This window comes from Pseudomonas sp. PVC-3-1 (assembly GCF_057444315.1).
Genome location: NZ_CM172023.1, coordinates 4,856,101 through 4,873,243 on the forward strand (window position 1 = coordinate 4,856,101; position 17,143 = coordinate 4,873,243).

Below are 17,143 nucleotides of genomic sequence, written 5' to 3' on the forward strand. Positions count from 1 at the left end.
CTGGAGCGCGCGCCGGCTGATGCGGCGCGCGCCAATCCCTTCGGTCCGGCCCGCTCACGGCTGGCTCGACTGGCATTTGCGTTGCTGGCGTACACCAGCCTGGGTGTAGGCATGGTGGGATTGGTGGTGCCGGGGTTGCCGACAACCGAGTTCGTTCTGCTCGCCGCCTGGGCCGCATCGAAGAGTTCGCCGCGGCTGTCCGCCTGGCTGGAGAACCACCGGTTGTTCGGCCCCATCCTGCACAACTGGCGCAACGGCCGCGCCGTTGCCCGTCGCGCCAAGATCAGCGCCAGCCTGGCGATGCTCGCGGCCCTGGCGATCATGCTGATCACCCTGCCCCACGGCCTCTGGCTGTACGCGGTGATCCTCGGCATGGCGGTTGGCAATCTGTGGATCTGGTCGCGACCGGATACGCCCAGGCCGTAGTCAGCGAACGGAACCGGACTTATGCTGGAGGTCCGATCCCGCACCCTGTCCATAAGCCATGAACCAGCCCACCAGCAAAGTCGACGCCGTCCTCGCCGAAGCCCAGCGCCGCCGCGAAACCAGCTACCGCGAAAAAGCCCTGAAGATGTACCCCTGGATCTGCGGTCGCTGCGCCCGCGAGTTCAGTGGCGTGCGCCTGCGCGAACTGACCGTCCACCACCGCGACCACAACCACGACAACAATCCCGAGGACGGTTCCAACTGGGAGCTGTTGTGCCTGTTCTGTCACGATAACGAGCATCAGCGGCAGGTCGATCTGCACTACCAGAACAGCAACGATGCGGGCGCCAAAGGCCCGAAGGTCACCCACAAGGGGCTGGCCGGGCTGGCTGATCTCCTGAAGAAGCAGGACGACGGACAGGCGTGAATCCGACGCCCCGTGCTCCGTTCTGCCACACCCCTGTAGGAGCGAGCTTGCTCGCGAACAAGCCCCGCTGCGAAGCCGGTTCGCGAGCAAGCTCGCTCCTACAAAATCGGCCTTCAGCGGAGGCCGGCGACGATCTCCAGTGAGCGCAGGCGCAGCTCGTGATCGTAGATATCGCTGGTGAAGATGATCTCGTCCACGCCGGTCTGCTCCAGCAGGATCTCCAGGCGGCTGCGCACCTTTTCCGGACCACCGATGACCGCCAGGCCGAAGAAATTACCCACGGCATCCTGCTCGTGGGGCAGCCACAGGCCAGCCATGCTCTTCACCGGCGACTTCTGCTTCAGGCTGTCGCCACGGATCAGCGCCAGAACACGCTGGAACGCCGTGGTTGCGAGGTATTCGGCTTCCTCGTCGGTGGGCGCGGCCACCAGCGGCACCCCAATCATGGCGTAGGGCTTGTCGAGCACCGCCGAAGGCTGGAAGTTCTCGCGATAGATGCGCAGCGCATCGTGCAGGTAGCGCGGTGCGAAGTGCGAGGCGAAGGCATACGGCAGGCCCTTCTGCGCCGCCAGGTGCGCGCTGAACAGACTTGAACCCAACAGCCAGATCGGCACGTTGGTGCCCTCCCCCGGAATCGCCAGCAGCGACTGCTGGGAGCGGCGCGGGCCGAGGAGCATTTCCAGCTCGGCAACCTGCTCGGGGAAGTCGGCGCCGTCGCCCAGGCGATCGCGACGCAGCGCGCGCATGGTCGCCTGGTCGGCGCCCGGTGCACGGCCCAGGCCGAGGTCGATGCGGCCCGGATACAGCGTTTCCAGGGTGCCGAAGTTTTCCGCCACCACCAGCGGCGGATGGTTGGGCAGCATCACGCCGCCGGAGCCGACGCGGATGCGCTCGGTCTTGCCGGCGATGTGGCCGATCAGCACGGCAGTGGCCGAGCTGGCGATGCCATCCATGTTGTGGTGTTCCGCCAGCCAGTAGCGGGTAAAGCCCAGCCGCTCGACATGCCGGGCAACCGCGACAGCGTTGTTCAGCGCCTCGGCAGCAGTGCCCTGGTCGCGCACGGGCACCAGGTCGAGCATGGAGAAGGCAGTTTCAGACAGGGACTTCATAGGCACTCCAATTCGGGTCACACTGGCGCCGCCTGACGCGGCGTAGCGGACATGACTTTGAGCGTGACTCTATCCATGCGCGCCAGGCCTGGCCACTCGTCGGGATCGATAGTATTCATGAGCGCCAGTAATACAGCCCATGCCACAAGGAAGTCCCATGGTTCGCAAGGCTCTGCTCGGAACGCTCGCCTTCCTGCTCATTGCCGCCATCGTGGTGCAGGCAATCTATATCGACTATCTGAAGCGCCAGTACCGGGTCAACGTAAGGGGATTCGCCCATGTGCACGCCATCGAGGTACTGCAAAAGGCTCGCGAATTTGCCGACCTGCGCCCGGTCAACCGCGACGGCTATCGATCCCTGATCATTTCTCTGGCAATGGAACAGGGCCAGTTGGAGCAGTGGCAGGCGAAGAGCGGATACGAACTGACCGCTGCCCAGCGAGCGTTTCTGTCACGCGTCGCCGCATACCAAAGCCCGAAAGCACCGCCACAGGGAGCCGAACTGCTGGCGAAGTGACACGTCCCTGTCACATCCCCCGCGCATAATCGCCCTCGTGCTGAAGGACCAGCGCCCCATCTACGCAGGCATCCGCCGCCAATCCTCCCCAGGTAACGGCGAATCCTGTGGCCTACGAAGCAAAAAGCCCGCATCCGTGCGGGCTTTTTGCTTTGTCATCGCCGGAAGCTTCAGTCGCGGTTCTTCACCATTTCGAAGAGTTTCAGGCGATCGCTGATTTCCTGCAGGGTATGGCGGAACGGGTCGTGCTGTTCGCTGTTGGCTGGATCGACGAAGTTCCACACGATCACTTCGCTGGAGGTCGGCAACTCGTCGCCCTCGTCGGTGGACTTGTCGCACAGGTCGATCAGGTAATCGAAATGCTGGCCGCGGAATTCATCGATGGATTTACTGCGCAGGCCTTCGGCGGAAATCCCGGCGTGCTCCAGCACGCTGCGCGCACGCGGGTCGATGGCAGTCGGGTGGATACCCGCGCTGAAGGCTTCGAAGTGCTCGCCATCGGTGTGCCGCAGCAAGGCTTCGGCCATCGGCGAGCGGGCGTCATTGGCGACGCAGACGAACAGGACTCGGCGTTTCTCGGTCATCTTTACCTCGGCGCGGGGGATCGGCTTTGCGCCCCTTATACGTCAGGTTTTATGACAGAGCCGTGTCAGCACCATGAAGGCTCACAGCACGATGTAGTCGCTGCGCTGCACGATGCCGCGGCTCTCGCCTTCTACAAGATGCACGTAGCGCCCGCCGATCTGGTCGATGGCGATGCAATCGTCGACATCGATCACTGCATCGGTGTGCGCCTTGTCCCAACTGCGCGGCATGCGGCGCTTGGCGCGAACCTTGGCATCGGCGGCATCGCGCGCAGCCACCAGCACGTACTGGTGCGCTTCGCCGAAACTGCCCAGCTCGTAGCCGCCCAGGTTGACGAAGAACAGCCGCTGTTCGCCCGGCGCCGGCATCGCCTCAGTGAATTCGACGCGGTAGGCCTCGACCCCGTCCACTTCCAGCCAGGAGTCGATATGCAGGCCTTCCGGGCTGCCGAACCAGGCATCGCGCAATTGCGGATAGGTGGATTTCAGGTTTTCGCCAATGACAAAAGCGACGTCATGGACCTCGATCCGCGCGCGCGGATGGCGCCCGCCCAACATGACTACGAACAGCATTTCAGCCCCTTCCCAGGTTTCTGAATGGGTCTGACAGATCCGTCATACAGCAGGTTCAATCTACTGGCGGATAAATGGCCATCCGCCAGTCAACCCAGTGGATGGCAAGCGCTATATAGAAAGTTATATTCTGAATCTTCGTTTCACTGCCCCGATGTTTTCCCATGCCCCAGACCGCCCCTACCCCGACGCGCCGCCGCCAGCGCCCCGCCCTCAGCATTCGTGACCGTAACCGCCAGCGCATTCTGCTGGCAGCCGGCGAAGAGTTCGCCGAGAAGGGCTTCACCGCCGCGAAGACCCAGGACATCGCCAGCCGCGCCGAGCTGCCCAAGTCCAACGTCTACTACTACTTCCAGAGCAAGGAGAACCTCTACCTGCGTCTGCTGGAGAACGTGGTGGATGCCGTGCTGGAGGCCTCCGCCCTGCTGCGCGAGTGCGACGACCCGACCTGGGCGCTGCCGGCGCACATCCGCGCGCGCCTTCACATCGCCCGCCAGTGGCCACACGCTTACAAGGTGCTCGCCAGCGAGATGCTGCATGGCGCGCCACACCTGCCGCCGGAATGGCTGCAGCGCCTGCGCGCGGAATCGCGCCGCGGCGTCGAGTGCATCGCCGCCTGGATCGACCGCGGCCTGCTCGCTGCAGTGGACCCGCAGCATCTGCTGCTGAGCATTTCCGCCGCCACCCGTACCTACGTCGATTTCGACTGGCAGATCGCGATGATCACCGGCAAGGCGCAACCCGCCGCAGATGATTTCGAAGCGGCAGCGGCAACCATCACCCGCCTCGTCCTGCGCGGCACCGAGCCTGAGCCGGCCGCACGTCTGCGCCCCCTGCCGCTGTAGCGTCCGGCGGCGTCTGCACTAAGCTGAGGATGTCCGCACGGCCAGGCGCCGTGCCTGCATTCGTCTGGGAGACGCCATGAAATCGCTACTGATCGCCGTATCGCTGATCGCCGTGCAGCCCGCCTTTGCCGCCATCCCCATGCTCAACTACGACTGCCCCGATGACATCCAGGTCCACACCGACGAGGGCGGACCGGTGTACATCAACGGCAAGGAAGCCAAGGTCAAGCAGAAGAACGACAAGTACATCGAGGCCAAGGGAGAAGGCGTGACCATCTCCATCAGCCTCAATGACGACGGCAGCGCCACCGTTTCCTACACCGGGCCCAAGGGCGCCAACGGCATCTGCCAACCAGCCGAGGGCGACTGATTCAGTTCTTTGGCGCGCGCGTGAGGCAACGCTGATAGCGCTCGTCCACGCGCTGGGCGAACCAGGCGGTGGTGAGCTGGCGGGTGATCTTCGGGCTGTGCAGCGTGATGCCCGGCAGCATCGCTCGCGGCAGTGACTTACCGGCGGAGCGCTCGGCCAGGGCGAAGACCTTGGTATAGAGCTCCGACCGGGTGAAGTCCGGCTTGTCACCCAGTTCCAGATCACGGCGGATTTCCCGCTCGCTCATGCCCAGTTTCGGCGCCAGGGTGCGCACCGCCTTTTCGGTACTGCCGGCGTCGTAACTGCCGTAGAGGATCAGGTCGCCATCCAGCGCCAGGGTGATGCCGGTGAGCTCGGCCACTGCGCGCTGGAACGCGGCATTGCGGCTGGCGTACCAGCCGGCGTTGAAGTCGGCGAAGCGATACAACTGCCGCGGGTAGTTCACCGGGTAGCCGAGCAGATGGGCGATGCCGAAGTACATGCCGCCACGACGGCTGAACACCTCGCGGCGGATGCTGCCGTCAACCGGGTACGGATAGCCTTCGGCATGGGCCTGGGCGAATTCGATGCTGACCTGCATCGGCCCGCCGGTGTGAACCGGGTTGAAACGGCCGAACAGCTGCTGGCCGAGCGGCACGCCACCGATGAAGTCATCGAAGATCGCGCTCAGTTCCCTTTCGGTCTTTGCGCTCGCCAGGCGTTGGCTGTAGGTGCGGCCGGTCGGCGATTTCAGCGCCAGCGCGGTATCGATGAGAAAGCCCGGCACATGCACCTTGCTCGCACGCCGATCGATCTCGGCGCGAGCGATCTTGCCCAGCCCCGGCACGGGCGGATCAGCCTTGAAGTTGGACTCCTGCTCGGTGATCGCCACCACCGAGCAGAGGTTTTCGGTAGTGGCCGGAATACGCTGGGTGGTGAAAGCGACCTGGATATCCGCCGCCCAGCCCTGGCGGTCGGACGCACCGGCGGGTATCAGCGTGACCAGCTTGCCGCGTACCTCGGCTGGTGTCGGCTCTGGCACGCTCGGCGCGCGCGTGCCGCAGCCGGCCAGCGCCAGCAGCGCAACCGCGCCCAGTAGATGAATGAGTCGTGGTGAAAGCCTTTTCAGGCTGAAGGAACCTGCCGTCAGGGCAGCCGCAGTCATAGTTCTATCCTTGCTTGAAGTCCGCCTACAGGATCTTCGCTGAGCTGCGCAGGTTCCCTGCGCATTCTCAGACAAGCACGGATATCAGCGCCATGCCAGGCGCCGCAGGTTCAGGCTCCAGCCGCGCTGCATGCCGGCGGCGGCCAGCAGGATGGCGACCACGCCCAGCCATTGCAGCGGAGTCAGGCGATGGCCGAAGGCGAACCAGTCGACGAAGATCGCCGCAATCGGATAGATGAATGACAGCGCACCGGTCAGGGCCGTCGGCAGTTTCTGGATCGCGCCATAGAGCAGTACGTACATGATGCCGGTGTGCACGATGCCCAGAGTCGCCAGGCTGGCCCAGGCCGTACTGGCCTGCGGCAGCGGCGACAGGTTGGCCCAGGGTGCCAACAGCAGTACGCCGGTCACCGCCTGGATCAGCGCTATCAGGTGCGGCGGCACGCCGGTCAGGCGCTTGATGATCAGCGCCGCCACCGCATACAGGGCCGCCGCGCCGAGGGCCAGGGCAATGCCGCCCAGATAGTCGCTACCCACCTGCCCCGCCTCGCCGTGCGCGCTGACGATCGCCAGCATGCCGACGAAGGAAACACCGAGCCAGGCGAGTTTTTGCGCGGTCACCTTTTCGCCGAGGAACAGCGCGCCCAGCAACACCAGCAGGAACGGCTGGACGTTGTAGACCGCTGTGCCGATGGCGATGGACGCCCGCGAATAGGAGCCGAACAGCAGCACCCAGTTACCGACGATGGCCGCGCCGCTGAGCAGCGCCAGACCGAAGGTGGCGCGGGTGAGGATGCCAGGGCGCAGGAAGCCCATGGCCGCGCAGATCACCAGGAGCGTCGCGGCGCCGAACATGCAGCGCCAGAACACCACATCCAGCACCGGCTGGCCGGAGACCACCACCAGCCAACCGATGGTGCCGCAGATCAGCATGGCGCTGATCATTTCCAGGGTGCCGCGTTTGATCTGCTCGTTCATGGCTCACCTCCACTCGTTGGCGACCAGTATGAACAGGCGGATTCGTGCACTCCATCGCCTGGCGCAGGCAAATCTCGGCCATCACCTTTACTATCAAGGCAATTACCCGACTTTACCTTTCGAGGCCAAGATGACCGATGAAATCGACCAGTTGCTGATCGCGGCACTGATGGAAGACTCCCGCCTTTCCCTCAAGGCCCTGGCCCAGGTCAGCGGCCTGAGCTCGCCCAGCGTTGCCGAGCGGCTGCGCAAGCTGGAAGAGCGTCAGGTGATTACCAGCTACACGGTAAATGTCGATCCACGCGCCTTTGGCTACCAGTTGCAGGCCATCGTCCGGGTTCGCCCGCTGCCGGGAAAACTGCAGGAAGTAGAGAAACAGATCCTGGCGATCCCCGAGTTCACCGAGTGCGACAAGGTCACCGGCGAGGACTGCTTCTACGCGCGAATGTGCGTGCGCTCGATGGAGCAGCTGGATGAAATTCTCGACCACCTCAATGGCTTCGCCGAGACCAACACCGCCATCGTCAAGAAGAGCCCGGTGAAGCGGCGCTTGCCGCCGATGGCTTGAAACGGCTTTTTGCGGGCAGGCGGCGGTTCGCGAGCAAGGACTAGGCGCCCCCTCGGTCCTAGGGAAAGCGCAGTGGCATACCTGCAGGAGCGAGCTTGCTCGCGAACCCAGGACATAAAAAAAAGGCCCCTTGCGGGGCCTTTGTCGTTCAGATGCTTAGCGCGAGGCCTTGCGGCGCAGCGCCGAGGGGCTGAAGTTGGAGTCGTCCGGTGCTGGCTGGCTGAAGTCGGCAGTGCCGGGTTCTTCGTTGTCCAGCCACTGGATGCTGTAGCGGTGCGCCTGGAGGTCGTGGAAGGTATCCAGCGCGGTCCATACCATCGGTTGCTCGTAGAAGCTCTTCAGGTAGGCCTGCGACACGCGCCACAACTCGCCGCGGCCATCGTACTGGTCCACCACGGCAGCGCCCCAGCTGTCCTCGTCGAGATACAGGGTGCGACGGGAGTAGATGTGCCGCGAGCCCGGTTTCAGCTTGCCGTCCACCACCCAGACGCGATGCAGTTCGTAGCGGGTGTACTTGGGATTGACGTGGCCGGGGGTGAGCAGGTCCTTGTACTTAACTTCCGGGCTGGTGATCTGGTAGTTGTTGTACGGAATGTAGATTTCCTTCTTGCCCACCAGGGTCCAGTCGTAGCGGTCCGGCGCGCCGTTGTACATGTCGGTGTCGTCGGCGGTGCGCAGGCCATCGGAGTCTTCGATGGGGGTGTCGTAGGCCAGGGTCGGGGCGCGGCGCACGCGGCGCTGCCCGGGGTTGTAGCCCCAGGCCTGACGCGGTTCCTTGACCTGGTCGAGGGTCTCCTGCACGAGCGCGCCGTTACCGGCCAGGCGGGCCGGGGCGGTGGTGAAGGTCATGTAGTAGAACAGCGTGTTGCCCAGCTTGTCGTAGCTGCCTTTGGGGTCGTAGAAGCGGAACAGCGCCTCGTCCTGGGAGGTAACCAGCGAGTACGCGCCATTGCGCTGCACGCCAGCCTGCGACGAGCGCCGCACGATGTAGGTGCCACGGTAGCGGGCAATGTGGTTCCACACTGCCTCAACGCCGCTCTGCGGGATCGGGAACGGCACACCACCGTAGGCATCGGAGAAGCCGTTACCGCCTTCGACGAGCTTGGCGCTGGTGGCGTTCTTGAAGATGTTGTCGTAGATCCACTGCGGCGCGGAGCCAGTGCGGTGGGTCTCGTAGACCGGCATCTGGTAGCTGTCCGGGTAGGCGTTGAACAGGGCAATCTGCCCCGCCGTCAGGTTGGCCTTGTATTGGTCGAGGTTGGCCTTGGTGATGACGAACTTGGGCTTCTCGCCGGCGAACGGGTCGACGTGGTGCGCACCTGGCCCCTTGTACCCGGCAGGCGCCGAGGTCAGGCCACCGGTCCAGGCCGGGATGCTGCCGGCGGCGTTGCCGGCCTTCTCCGCACCCATGGGCGTCAGAGTGCTTTTCAGTTGGGCAGCCTGGTCGGCCGAGACGGCCGCACGCGCATCGGTGACGGCCAGAGCCGTCAGCGTGGCAAGGACGATCAGGGAACTCTTCTTGTACATGGTCCTCTCCGGATCAGAACGAGTATTTCGCGGTGATCGAGACGTTGTCGCGGTCGCGCATGGAGTTGCTTGAGCCGGCGCCGTAGTAGTTGGTGTACTGGGTGCCGACCTCGAAGGTGTTCAGGTAGCTGGCGTCGATACCGAGGGTGTAGGCCTTGCGGCCTTCGATGAAGTTGCCGGTGCGGTCGGAGTTGCCGCTGAAGTCCTCCTGGTAGACGGCATAGGGTGAAAGCTTCACCCCAGCGTAGACGTCGTTCCAGCTGCCGGTGAGCAACAGCGTGTAGCCGTAGCTGTCGCGGCTGATCTGCACATCGTCGTCGTTCCCACCGACGTAGGCCTTGTCCTGGGCGCCAACGAATTTGCGCTCGCTGCCATCCCAGGCGGTGTACTTCAGGCTGCTGCCACGGATGTGCTCGGAGGCCAGTTCTGCCACGCCGGTCATGGAGTCGAAGCTCAGGTGCGGGCCGAAGTTGTAGATGGTCGACAGCGAGATGTTGTAGGTCTCGGCGCGTTCATAGTTCTCGAACAGGCTGCCACGGCACAACTGCTTGCCGGCCACTTCGGCGCAGGCCTGGCCGGCGGCCACGCTGCCGTCGTAGAGATTGGTCTGGCCCAGCACGCCCTGGGTGAGCAGGTCACCGAGCAGGTCGTCGGTGGCGGAGATGCTGATCGGCATGTTCGGCCGGTAGGCGATCTCGCCGGACACCGAAGCATCGCCCAGTGTGGTGTTGAAGCTGAAGCCGTACATGCGGATGTCTTCGACGTAGTCACGGCGGGCTTCGGCATTGCTCGCCATGTCCAGCGTGGCCAGTCCCGGCACCGCTTCGCCCAGGCCCAGTGGGCCGAGCAGGTTGTTCAACGCATCGACATCCACGCCCTGATAGTTGCGCAGATCGACGGCGACCTGCGGCTCCTTGGCGTGGTAGTTGACGAAGTAGAAGCCGAACTCGGTGGAGTTGAGCTCCTCGGCAATGTAGCGGAAGGCCACGCCGAACTGGCCGTCGTCGCGAGCCTCGATGTCCTTGCCGATGTTGGCCACCTTGAAGGTGCCGGTGTTCGGATCAAGGAAGGCGTTCGGGCCATGCGGCCCGTTGCCGAGCAGCCCCAGGGAAGCGACCGTCGGGTAGCCGGCCAGCAGTTCCTTGATCAGCGGGTCGGTCTCGGTGGTGTACGCCGTCTCGCCGCCATCGCTGAACAGGTCGGTATCGGAGAAGTAGGTGCCCACCGAGTCCAGGCGGGTCTCCTTCCACTTCCACTGGTAGAAGGCTTCCATGGACAGGTCATCGGTCAGGCCGAGGTTGAAGCTCAGCGCCTCCACCGGCACCAGCACTTCCTTGAGTTCCGAGCCCGGCAGGTGGAAGCGCGCGGCGTCGACCGGGTTGATGGTGTTGACGCCACCGCGGTAGAACACACCCTCGCCCCAGTTCAGCACCTGGCGGCCGACACGGCCGGTCAGCGGATGCTCATCGACGTCCCAGCTACCGGACAGGTAGGCATCCAGCAACTCGGCCTTGCGACCCGCGATGTGGCGGGTGTCGTCGGTGAAGTGGTCGTCCTGCGGGTACGACTGGCTGGGGCGCACCACGCCGTCGGTGGTGCTGTAGTAGTCGTTGCGCTTGTCCATGATCTGCGTGTCGTAATAGGCGGTGCCACGCATGAACAGGCCGTAGTTCTGGTACTTGGCCGAAAGATCGGAAGTGAGCTTGAAGACCTGGGAAACCAGGCCGGTATCAAAGTTGCGGTTGCCGTCGTCGGCGTTGATGTCACTGATATTGCTCTTCTCGCGGCCCTGCACGCGCCACATGGCGCCATAGGACAGCGTGCTGTCCAGCGAGCCGGTGATCTCGTTCTCGGCCAGCTTGAACTCCAGGGCCTGGGCTGACCCCGCTATCAGCAGCGGCAAGAGTCCCATCACCGCCCCCGCCCGCCGCGGCGCCCAGAAAATGGACGAGCGCGCACCCAATCGACTGTTCATAGACAGCATTACCTCCATGGCCAAGATTTATCGCCCCGGTCATTGCGGCCGGCGCTGTTCTTATTCGTCTCTCGGCTGCCGGCCGCCTCGGACAAGCCGGGCCACCGTGCAGTAACACTCCTGCCAGAGCGCTTGCGGGCGCTTTGGCCCCCTCTCCTCTTTTGCTTGCACGCCGGGAGTTGGGACTATCGTGCAGGCAAAGTAACAAACTGTTTCCCGCCTGCCAATGGAAAGGATGTAATCCGTGTCTTTCTTCCTGAAATGAAAAGCCCGACACAAGGCCGGGCTTTTTCATACTGCGTGACTTACTCGACAGTGAAGGTCTTTTCCGCCAGCAGGCGATCACCCTGGAACACCATGAAGCGCCACTGGCCCTGCACCACTTCGTGGTTTTCGGTGAACTGGTAAGCCATCACGTCGGTGGGGGCACCCATCACCAGCTTCTGTACCACCTCGAACTTGTCATGGCGCTGACCATCCGGGGTCACGACACCGGGAGTGAAATACAGCAGGGTCAAGGGCGTGTCGCCCTCCTGCTTGCCACTGAGCTGGTAGCGCATGCCGAACTTGGTACCCAGCTTGGCCGGCACGCGGGTGGTGGATTCGATCTCTTGCTCGCTACGGGTGAGCACGCGCTCGCCCGCCTGATAATCCTTGTAGTTGCTGACGAAAACGCCGTACTCGACCGGGCCGTTGACGCGCACCTCGGCAAAAGCCGAAGAAGCGAAAGCGGAAGCCAGGGAGAGAGCCAGGACTGCTGGCAGGCGGGAAATGGACATGTCGCGCTCCTTGTTGGGGTCCGCGCGAGGCTATGACATCGCCGTGACAGCCTGATGACAGCTTGACGCCGTGCGGGTCGGCGCCGTGCCAAGCGTCTATCATGCGTGGATCGGATCACTGGACACCATCATGAGCGACAGCCTGCTGACCATCCGCCCCCGCGCCGAAGATGTCGAGGGCGTGCCCATTCTCCGCCCCCTGCCTTCGGCCCAGCGCCGCAGCATCGGCCCCTTCGTGTTCTTCGACCACATGCTCGAAAGCAGCTTTGCCCCGGAACACGGAATGGACATCCGCCAGCACCCGCACATCGGCCTGTCCACCCTCACCTACCTGTTCGAGGGCCAGGTGCAGCACAAGGACAGCCTCGGCTCGGACCAGCGAGTGCTACCCGGCGATGTCAGCTGGATGACCGCTGGGCGCGGCGTCGCCCACGTCGAGCGCACCCCGGCCGACCTGCTGCACAGCGGCTCGCGCCTGCATGGCCTGCAGGTCTGGCTGGCCCTGCCGCGCGAGCTGGAAGGCTGCGACCCCAGCTACAGCCACCACGCCAGCGCCAGCCTGCCGGAAAGCGACAGTCTGGGCGTGCGCATCCGCATGATCGCCGGTACCGGCTTCTGCCTGGAGTCGCCGGTACCGGTGCAATCGAAGACACTCTATGCGCACCTGCAACTGGCCGCCGGCGCGACCCTGGCGATCCCCGACGAACATCCCGAGCGCGCGCTATACCTGATCGAAGGCGAAGCGCTGCTGGACGATGAACCGCTGCCGCTGCACGCACTGGTGGTACTGCCCGAAGGCGAGACGTTCACCCTCTCCGCCTGCGGCGACTGCCTCGCGGTGATCATCGGTGGAGACCCGCTGGACGGGCCGCGGCGGATGAACTGGAACTTCGTCGCCAGCGACCCCGCCCTGATCGACAGCGCCCGCGCCCGCTGGGCCGCGCGCGACTGGCCGACAGTACCGGGTGAGCAGGAACGCATCGAACTGCCGCGCTAGCCGTCGAATTGAATAATCAATCAAGTACTGCCCGTGCAAGGAAGGAAATGACGCGTCGAATAAAGAATCCGACGCCGTTTTACGGCAGCATCGCCGCCCTCTAACGCCTGCCGCCGGCAGGGCTCCCCGTTCCTGGCCCAAGGAGTCCGTGATGGACCAGTCCAACGCCAACCGTCACACCAGCGCCCTGACCGTGCTGACCCTGCTGTTCTTCATGTGGGGCCTGATCACCTCGCTGAACGACATCCTCGTGCCGCACCTCAAGGCGGTCTTCACCCTGTCCTACGTGCAGGCTTCGCTGGTCCAGTTCTGCTTCTTCGGCGCCTACTTCATCATGTCCTTCCCCTCCGGGCGGCTGGTAGAGAAGCTCGGCTACAAGAGCGGCATCATCGTCGGCCTGGCCACCGCAGGGATCGGCTGCCTGCTGTTCTACCCGGCGGCCGGCGCGCAGTCCTACCCGTTCTTCCTCGCCGCGCTGTTCATCCTCGCCTCGGGCATCACCCTGCTGCAGGTCGCGGCCAACCCCTATGTGAACATCCTCGGCCCAGCCAGCACCGCTGCCAGCCGGCTGAACCTCACCCAGGCCTTCAACGCCCTGGGCACCACCGTCGGGCCGCTGGTGGGCTCGGTGACCATCCTCGCCATTGGCGCCGGCGCCGCCTCGCAAATCGGCAGCTCCGCCGCCAGCGAAGCGGATTCGGTGAAGACGCCGTACCTGGTGCTGGCCGGGCTGCTGTTCGCCATCGCCGTGCTGATCGCCCTGTTCCGCCTGCCGAAGATCCACCACGGCGAGCCCACAGACGGCGCTGCCGGGCAGAAGTCGATCTTCGCCCATCGCCACCTGGTGTTCGGGGTCATCGCGATCTTCTGCTATGTCGGCGCCGAGGTCTCCATCGGCAGCTACCTGGTGAGCCTGATGGGCCAGCCGGACATCGCCGGGCTACCGGCGGACCAGGCCGGCAAGTACCTGTCGTTCTACTGGGGCGGGGCGATGGTTGGGCGCTTCATCGGCAGCGCACTGATGCGCGCCATCGCACCGAATCGCCTGTTGGCCTTCAATGCGGTTGCCATCGCGGTGCTGATCGGCATCGCACTGGCCGCGGGCGGACACGTGGCGATGTGGGCGCTGATCCTGATCGGCCTGTTCAACTCGATCATGTTCCCAACCATCTTCTCCCTCGCGCTGGAAGGCCTGGGCAACCTCACCAGCAAGGGCTCGGGCCTGCTCTGCATGGCCATCGTCGGCGGTGCCGTGATGCCGCTGGTGCAGGCCTTCTTCGCCGACCGCATCGGCCTGCTGCCGTCCTTCGCCATCCCGCTGGTGTGCTACCTGTACATCGTCTGGTTCGGCGCCAAGGGTTACCGCGCCGACGAGCGCGCCACGCAGCGACCAGCCAACGCTCCCTGATCAGGGACCGCTGCGGAACAACAGGATTGTTGTAGGAGCGAGCTTGCTCGCGAACAATCTCCGCTGCGAGGCAAGGTTCGCGAGCAAGCTCGCTCCTACAAAGAGCCAATAAAAACGCCGCGCCTCCAATGGAGGCGCGGCGTTTTCGTTCACCGGGGGATTTCAGGCGCCGAAGCGCTCGTCCAGCAAGTCGAACATCGCCGCGAAGGCGCGACGCGCCACCTTGGCGTCGTACTGCATCTTGCCGGGGATCTGCGCGTGCGGATCGGTAAAGGAATGCGCGGCGCCGCCGTAGCTGGTGAGCGCCCAATCCACCTTGGCGTCGATCATTTCCTTGGCGAACTCCGTCAGTTGCTCGCGCGGCACGAAGGGGTCGATGGCGCCGTCGAGGACCAGTACCGATCCCTTGATATTCTTTGCATCTGCCGGGTTCGGTGTATCCAGGGTGCCGTGGAACGACACGGCGGCCGCCAGCGGAGCGCCGTCACGGGCCAGCTCCAGGGAACAGCAACCACCAAAACAGAAGCCGAAGGTGGCCAGTTTCGTCGTATCCAGGGGCGCTTTGTCGGCCTGCTCCAGCAGGGTCTTGAGCGAGAGCTGCATGCGCTTGCGCAGCAGCGCGCGGTCGTTCTTCAGCGGCATCATGGCGGCGCCGGCCTGTTCCGGGCCATTGGGCCGCACGTCTCTGCCATAGAGATCGGCCACCAGTACCACATAGCCGCGCTCGGCGACCTTGCGGGCAATGTCCACGGCGCCCGGGCTTACACCCATCCAGTTCGGCGCCATCAGCAGGCCCGGACGGGGCGCATTGCTGGCGGCATCGAATACCAGTTGCCCTTCGAAGGACACGCCATCGAGGCTGTAGGCGACAGGTTGCACGCTGATCTGGCTCATTCGGGTATTCCCCTTTCGCTTGTCGGTTTACTGCATCGGGTAGTGGAAAAACACAAAGCCCGCCGAGGCGGGCTTTGCTTCTGCTTCGAGCTTAGGCGGAAAGTTCCACCAGCAGCTTGTTCAGGCGGCGCACATAGGCAGCCGGGTCCTTCAGGCTGTCCCCCGCAGCCAGGGCGGCCTGGTCGAAGAGGATATGGGTCAGCTCACCGAAGCGGTCTTCGTCGGCTTCCGCATCGAGCTTCTCAATCAGCGGGTGGGCCGGGTTAAACTCGAAGATCGGCTTGGCTTCCGGCACCTTCTGCCCGCTGGCCTCGAGGATCTGGCGCATCTGCAGGCCCAGGTCCTGCTCGCCGATGGCGAGGATCGCCGGCGAGTCGGTCAGGCGGTGGGACACGCGCACCTCGGCGACTTCATCGCCCAGCGCGGCCTTCAGGCGCTCGGCCAGGCCTTCCTTCGCCTTGGCGATCTCTTCCTGGGCCTTCTTGTCCTCTTCGGAATCCAGGCTGCCCAGGTCCAGGTCACCACGGGCGACGTCGACCAGCTGCTTGCCGTCGAACTCCGGCAGGTAGCTCATCAGCCACTCGTCGATACGGTCGGTGAGCAGCAGCACTTCGATGCCTTTCTTGCGGAAGACTTCCAGGTGCGGGCTGTTCTTCACCTGGGCGAAGCTTTCGCCGGTGAGGTAGTAGATCTTGTCCTGGCCTTCCTTCAGGCGACCGATGTAGTCCGCCAGGGAAACGCTCTGCTCGCCGCTTTCGTCGCTGGTGGACGAGAAACGCAGCAGGCCGGCGATCTTGTCCTTGTTGGCGAAGTCTTCGGCCGGGCCTTCCTTCAGCACCTGGCCGAAATTCTTCCAGAAGCCCTTGTAGGCCTCGGCGTCGTTGCTCGCCAGCTTCTCCAGCATGTCCAGGGAGCGCTTGGTCAGCGCGGACTTCATCGAGTCGACGATGGGGCCGGACTGCAGGATCTCGCGGGAGACGTTCAGCGACAGGTCGTTGGAGTCCACCACGCCCTTGATGAAGCGCAGGTACAGCGGCAGGAACTGGTCGGCCTGGTCCATGATGAACACGCGCTGCACGTAGAGCTTCAGGCCGCGCGGGGCCTCGCGGTGGTACAGGTCGAACGGCGCGCGGGCCGGCACGTAGAGCAGCGAGGTGTACTCGAGCTTGCCCTCGACCTTGTTGTGGCTCCAGGTCAGCGGGTTCTCGAAGTCATGGGCGATGTGCTTGTAGAACTCCTGGTATTCCTCGTCCTTCACCTCGGTGCGCGGACGGGTCCACAGGGCGCTGGCACGGTTGACCACTTCCCATTCGGTTTCGGCCGGAGCTTCTTCGCCTGCCGACTCCTTCGGCAGCTCGATGGGCAGCGCGATGTGGTCGGAGTACTTCTTGACGATGTTGCGCAGGCGCCAGCCGTCGGCGAACTCGTCCTCGCCGTCCTTCAGGTGCAGGACGATGCGGGTACCGCGTTCAGCCTTGTCGATGCTCGACACATCGAACTCGCCCTCGCCTTTCGACGACCAATGCACGCCCTCGCTGGCCGGAGCACCGGCGCGGCGGGTGAACACGTCCACCTTGTCGGCGACGATGAAGGCGCTGTAGAAGCCCACGCCGAACTGGCCGATCAGGTGGGAATCCTTCTTCTGGTCACCCGAGAGGTTCTTCAGGAAGTCGGCGGTGCCGGACTTGGCGATGGTGCCCAGGTGCGCGATGACCTCTTCGCGGCTCATGCCGATGCCGTTGTCTTCGAGGGTGACGGTCTTGGCGTCCTTGTCGAAGCTCACACGGATTTTCAGCTCGGCACCGCCTTCGAGCAGCTCCGGCTTGGCCAGGGCCTCGAAACGCAGCTTATCGGCGGCGTCGGAGGCGTTGGAAATCAGTTCGCGAAGGAAGATTTCCTTGTTCGAATACAGGGAATGAATCATCAGGTGAAGCAGCTGCTTCACTTCGGTCTGGAAGCCCAGTGTTTCTTTTTGAGTCTCCGCGCTCATTGTTTCTCGCTCCGAGGATGACAAATGCCGCG

General features: G+C 64.1%; 18 protein-coding genes. 8 read left to right on the forward strand and 10 right to left on the reverse strand.

Annotation, left to right across the window (positions count from 1 at the left end; translation table 11 throughout):
* Positions 1-426 carry a YbaN family protein gene (locus tag AC2T4A_RS22330; protein WP_486743715.1) on the forward strand — a complete coding sequence of 142 codons (426 nt, stop codon included), beginning with the start codon at positions 1-3 and terminating at the stop codon, positions 424-426.
* Between the two features lie 58 nt (positions 427-484).
* Positions 485-853, forward strand: a complete 369-nt coding sequence (locus tag AC2T4A_RS22335; RefSeq protein WP_416747065.1) for a YajD family HNH nuclease — start codon at positions 485-487, stop codon at positions 851-853.
* A 113-nt stretch (positions 854-966) separates the two neighbouring features.
* Here AC2T4A_RS22335 and AC2T4A_RS22340 read toward each other — a convergent pair whose 3' ends face one another.
* Positions 967-1,962, reverse strand: a complete 996-nt coding sequence (locus AC2T4A_RS22340) for an LLM class flavin-dependent oxidoreductase (RefSeq protein ID WP_486741818.1) — start codon at positions 1,960-1,962, stop codon at positions 967-969.
* 157 nt (positions 1,963-2,119) lie between these two features.
* On the opposite strand from AC2T4A_RS22340, the gene AC2T4A_RS22345 reads away from it, so the two are divergent.
* The gene (locus AC2T4A_RS22345) at positions 2,120-2,479 is read left to right on the forward strand and encodes a hypothetical protein (protein ID WP_486741819.1); all 360 of its coding nucleotides are present in this window, start codon (positions 2,120-2,122) and stop codon (positions 2,477-2,479) included.
* Positions 2,480-2,649: 170 nt separating this feature from the next.
* Here AC2T4A_RS22345 and AC2T4A_RS22350 read toward each other — a convergent pair whose 3' ends face one another.
* Complete coding sequence (locus AC2T4A_RS22350) at positions 2,650-3,063, reverse strand: arsenate reductase ArsC (RefSeq protein ID WP_416747059.1); 414 nt, start codon at positions 3,061-3,063, stop codon at positions 2,650-2,652.
* Positions 3,064-3,144: 81 nt separating this feature from the next.
* Positions 3,145-3,636 (reverse strand): DUF1543 domain-containing protein, encoded by a 492-nt coding sequence (locus AC2T4A_RS22355; RefSeq protein ID WP_416747057.1) that lies wholly within the window; start codon positions 3,634-3,636, stop codon positions 3,145-3,147.
* A 164-nt stretch (positions 3,637-3,800) separates the two neighbouring features.
* Here AC2T4A_RS22355 and AC2T4A_RS22360 point away from each other — a divergent pair, with 164 nt between their 5' ends.
* Both AC2T4A_RS22360 and AC2T4A_RS22365 read left to right on the forward strand, forming a co-directional pair.
* The gene (locus AC2T4A_RS22360) at positions 3,801-4,481 is read left to right on the forward strand and encodes a TetR/AcrR family transcriptional regulator (RefSeq protein WP_416747055.1); all 681 of its coding nucleotides are present in this window, start codon (positions 3,801-3,803) and stop codon (positions 4,479-4,481) included.
* A gap of 76 nt (positions 4,482-4,557) precedes the next feature.
* Entirely contained in the window at positions 4,558-4,851 is a 294-nt protein-coding gene (locus tag AC2T4A_RS22365) for a hypothetical protein (protein ID WP_416747053.1), read from the forward strand.
* A 1-nt stretch (position 4,852) separates the two neighbouring features.
* Here AC2T4A_RS22365 and AC2T4A_RS22370 read toward each other — a convergent pair whose 3' ends face one another.
* Both AC2T4A_RS22370 and AC2T4A_RS22375 read right to left on the reverse strand, forming a co-directional pair.
* The gene (locus tag AC2T4A_RS22370) at positions 4,853-5,926 is read right to left on the reverse strand and encodes a DUF1615 domain-containing protein (protein WP_416747330.1); all 1,074 of its coding nucleotides are present in this window, start codon (positions 5,924-5,926) and stop codon (positions 4,853-4,855) included.
* Positions 5,927-6,079: 153 nt separating this feature from the next.
* On the reverse strand, positions 6,080-6,973 hold the full coding sequence (locus tag AC2T4A_RS22375) for a DMT family transporter (protein WP_486741820.1): 894 nt from the start codon (positions 6,971-6,973) through the stop codon (positions 6,080-6,082).
* 130 nt (positions 6,974-7,103) lie between these two features.
* Here AC2T4A_RS22375 and AC2T4A_RS22380 point away from each other — a divergent pair, with 130 nt between their 5' ends.
* Positions 7,104-7,541 (forward strand): Lrp/AsnC family transcriptional regulator, encoded by a 438-nt coding sequence (locus AC2T4A_RS22380; RefSeq protein ID WP_486741821.1) that lies wholly within the window; start codon positions 7,104-7,106, stop codon positions 7,539-7,541.
* A gap of 156 nt (positions 7,542-7,697) precedes the next feature.
* Here the strand turns inward: AC2T4A_RS22380 and AC2T4A_RS22385 are convergent, their stop codons facing one another.
* From AC2T4A_RS22385 to AC2T4A_RS22395, 3 genes are all read right to left on the reverse strand, one after another.
* On the reverse strand, positions 7,698-9,068 hold the full coding sequence (locus AC2T4A_RS22385) for a DUF1329 domain-containing protein (protein ID WP_416747047.1): 1,371 nt from the start codon (positions 9,066-9,068) through the stop codon (positions 7,698-7,700).
* A gap of 13 nt (positions 9,069-9,081) precedes the next feature.
* On the reverse strand, positions 9,082-11,043 hold the full coding sequence (locus AC2T4A_RS22390; RefSeq protein ID WP_416747046.1) for a DUF1302 domain-containing protein: 1,962 nt from the start codon (positions 11,041-11,043) through the stop codon (positions 9,082-9,084).
* A gap of 305 nt (positions 11,044-11,348) precedes the next feature.
* On the reverse strand, positions 11,349-11,822 hold the full coding sequence (locus AC2T4A_RS22395; protein WP_486741822.1) for a DUF3859 domain-containing protein: 474 nt from the start codon (positions 11,820-11,822) through the stop codon (positions 11,349-11,351).
* Positions 11,823-11,952: 130 nt separating this feature from the next.
* Between AC2T4A_RS22395 and AC2T4A_RS22400 the strand changes: the two genes are divergently transcribed.
* Together AC2T4A_RS22400 and AC2T4A_RS22405 are read left to right on the forward strand one after the other, a co-directional pair.
* Entirely contained in the window at positions 11,953-12,819 is an 867-nt protein-coding gene (locus AC2T4A_RS22400) for a pirin family protein (RefSeq protein ID WP_486741823.1), read from the forward strand.
* A gap of 151 nt (positions 12,820-12,970) precedes the next feature.
* Positions 12,971-14,227 (forward strand): sugar MFS transporter, encoded by a 1,257-nt coding sequence (locus tag AC2T4A_RS22405; protein WP_478379452.1) that lies wholly within the window; start codon positions 12,971-12,973, stop codon positions 14,225-14,227.
* Between the two features lie 162 nt (positions 14,228-14,389).
* Here the strand turns inward: AC2T4A_RS22405 and AC2T4A_RS22410 are convergent, their stop codons facing one another.
* Both AC2T4A_RS22410 and htpG read right to left on the reverse strand, forming a co-directional pair.
* Positions 14,390-15,121: a dienelactone hydrolase family protein gene (locus AC2T4A_RS22410; RefSeq protein WP_478379451.1), complete on the reverse strand. Its 732-nt coding sequence runs from the start codon at positions 15,119-15,121 to the stop codon at positions 14,390-14,392.
* Between the two features lie 91 nt (positions 15,122-15,212).
* Positions 15,213-17,111, reverse strand: coding sequence for a molecular chaperone HtpG (htpG, locus tag AC2T4A_RS22415; protein ID WP_416747036.1), 1,899 nt, complete (start codon positions 17,109-17,111; stop codon positions 15,213-15,215).
* Positions 17,112-17,143 lie beyond the last annotated feature (32 nt).

Bases quoted from the DNA above. Each gene is read 5' to 3' on its own strand.
- AC2T4A_RS22335 (WP_416747065.1), top strand. From the start codon at position 485: ATGAACCAGCCCACCAGCAAAGTCGACGCCGTCCTCGCCGAAGCCCAG.
- AC2T4A_RS22340 (WP_486741818.1), bottom strand. From the start codon at position 1,962: ATGAAGTCCCTGTCTGAAACTGCCTTCTCCATGCTCGACCTGGTGCCC.
- AC2T4A_RS22345 (WP_486741819.1), top strand. From the start codon at position 2,120: ATGGTTCGCAAGGCTCTGCTCGGAACGCTCGCCTTCCTGCTCATTGCC.
- AC2T4A_RS22350 (WP_416747059.1), bottom strand. From the start codon at position 3,063: ATGACCGAGAAACGCCGAGTCCTGTTCGTCTGCGTCGCCAATGACGCC.
- AC2T4A_RS22355 (WP_416747057.1), bottom strand. From the start codon at position 3,636: ATGCTGTTCGTAGTCATGTTGGGCGGGCGCCATCCGCGCGCGCGGATC.
- AC2T4A_RS22360 (WP_416747055.1), top strand. From the start codon at position 3,801: ATGCCCCAGACCGCCCCTACCCCGACGCGCCGCCGCCAGCGCCCCGCC.
- AC2T4A_RS22365 (WP_416747053.1), top strand. From the start codon at position 4,558: ATGAAATCGCTACTGATCGCCGTATCGCTGATCGCCGTGCAGCCCGCC.
- AC2T4A_RS22375 (WP_486741820.1), bottom strand. From the start codon at position 6,973: ATGAACGAGCAGATCAAACGCGGCACCCTGGAAATGATCAGCGCCATG.
- AC2T4A_RS22380 (WP_486741821.1), top strand. From the start codon at position 7,104: ATGACCGATGAAATCGACCAGTTGCTGATCGCGGCACTGATGGAAGAC.
- AC2T4A_RS22385 (WP_416747047.1), bottom strand. From the start codon at position 9,068: ATGTACAAGAAGAGTTCCCTGATCGTCCTTGCCACGCTGACGGCTCTG.
- AC2T4A_RS22390 (WP_416747046.1), bottom strand. From the start codon at position 11,043: ATGAACAGTCGATTGGGTGCGCGCTCGTCCATTTTCTGGGCGCCGCGG.
- AC2T4A_RS22395 (WP_486741822.1), bottom strand. From the start codon at position 11,822: ATGTCCATTTCCCGCCTGCCAGCAGTCCTGGCTCTCTCCCTGGCTTCC.
- AC2T4A_RS22400 (WP_486741823.1), top strand. From the start codon at position 11,953: ATGAGCGACAGCCTGCTGACCATCCGCCCCCGCGCCGAAGATGTCGAG.
- AC2T4A_RS22405 (WP_478379452.1), top strand. From the start codon at position 12,971: ATGGACCAGTCCAACGCCAACCGTCACACCAGCGCCCTGACCGTGCTG.
- AC2T4A_RS22410 (WP_478379451.1), bottom strand. From the start codon at position 15,121: ATGAGCCAGATCAGCGTGCAACCTGTCGCCTACAGCCTCGATGGCGTG.
- htpG (WP_416747036.1), bottom strand. From the start codon at position 17,111: ATGAGCGCGGAGACTCAAAAAGAAACACTGGGCTTCCAGACCGAAGTG.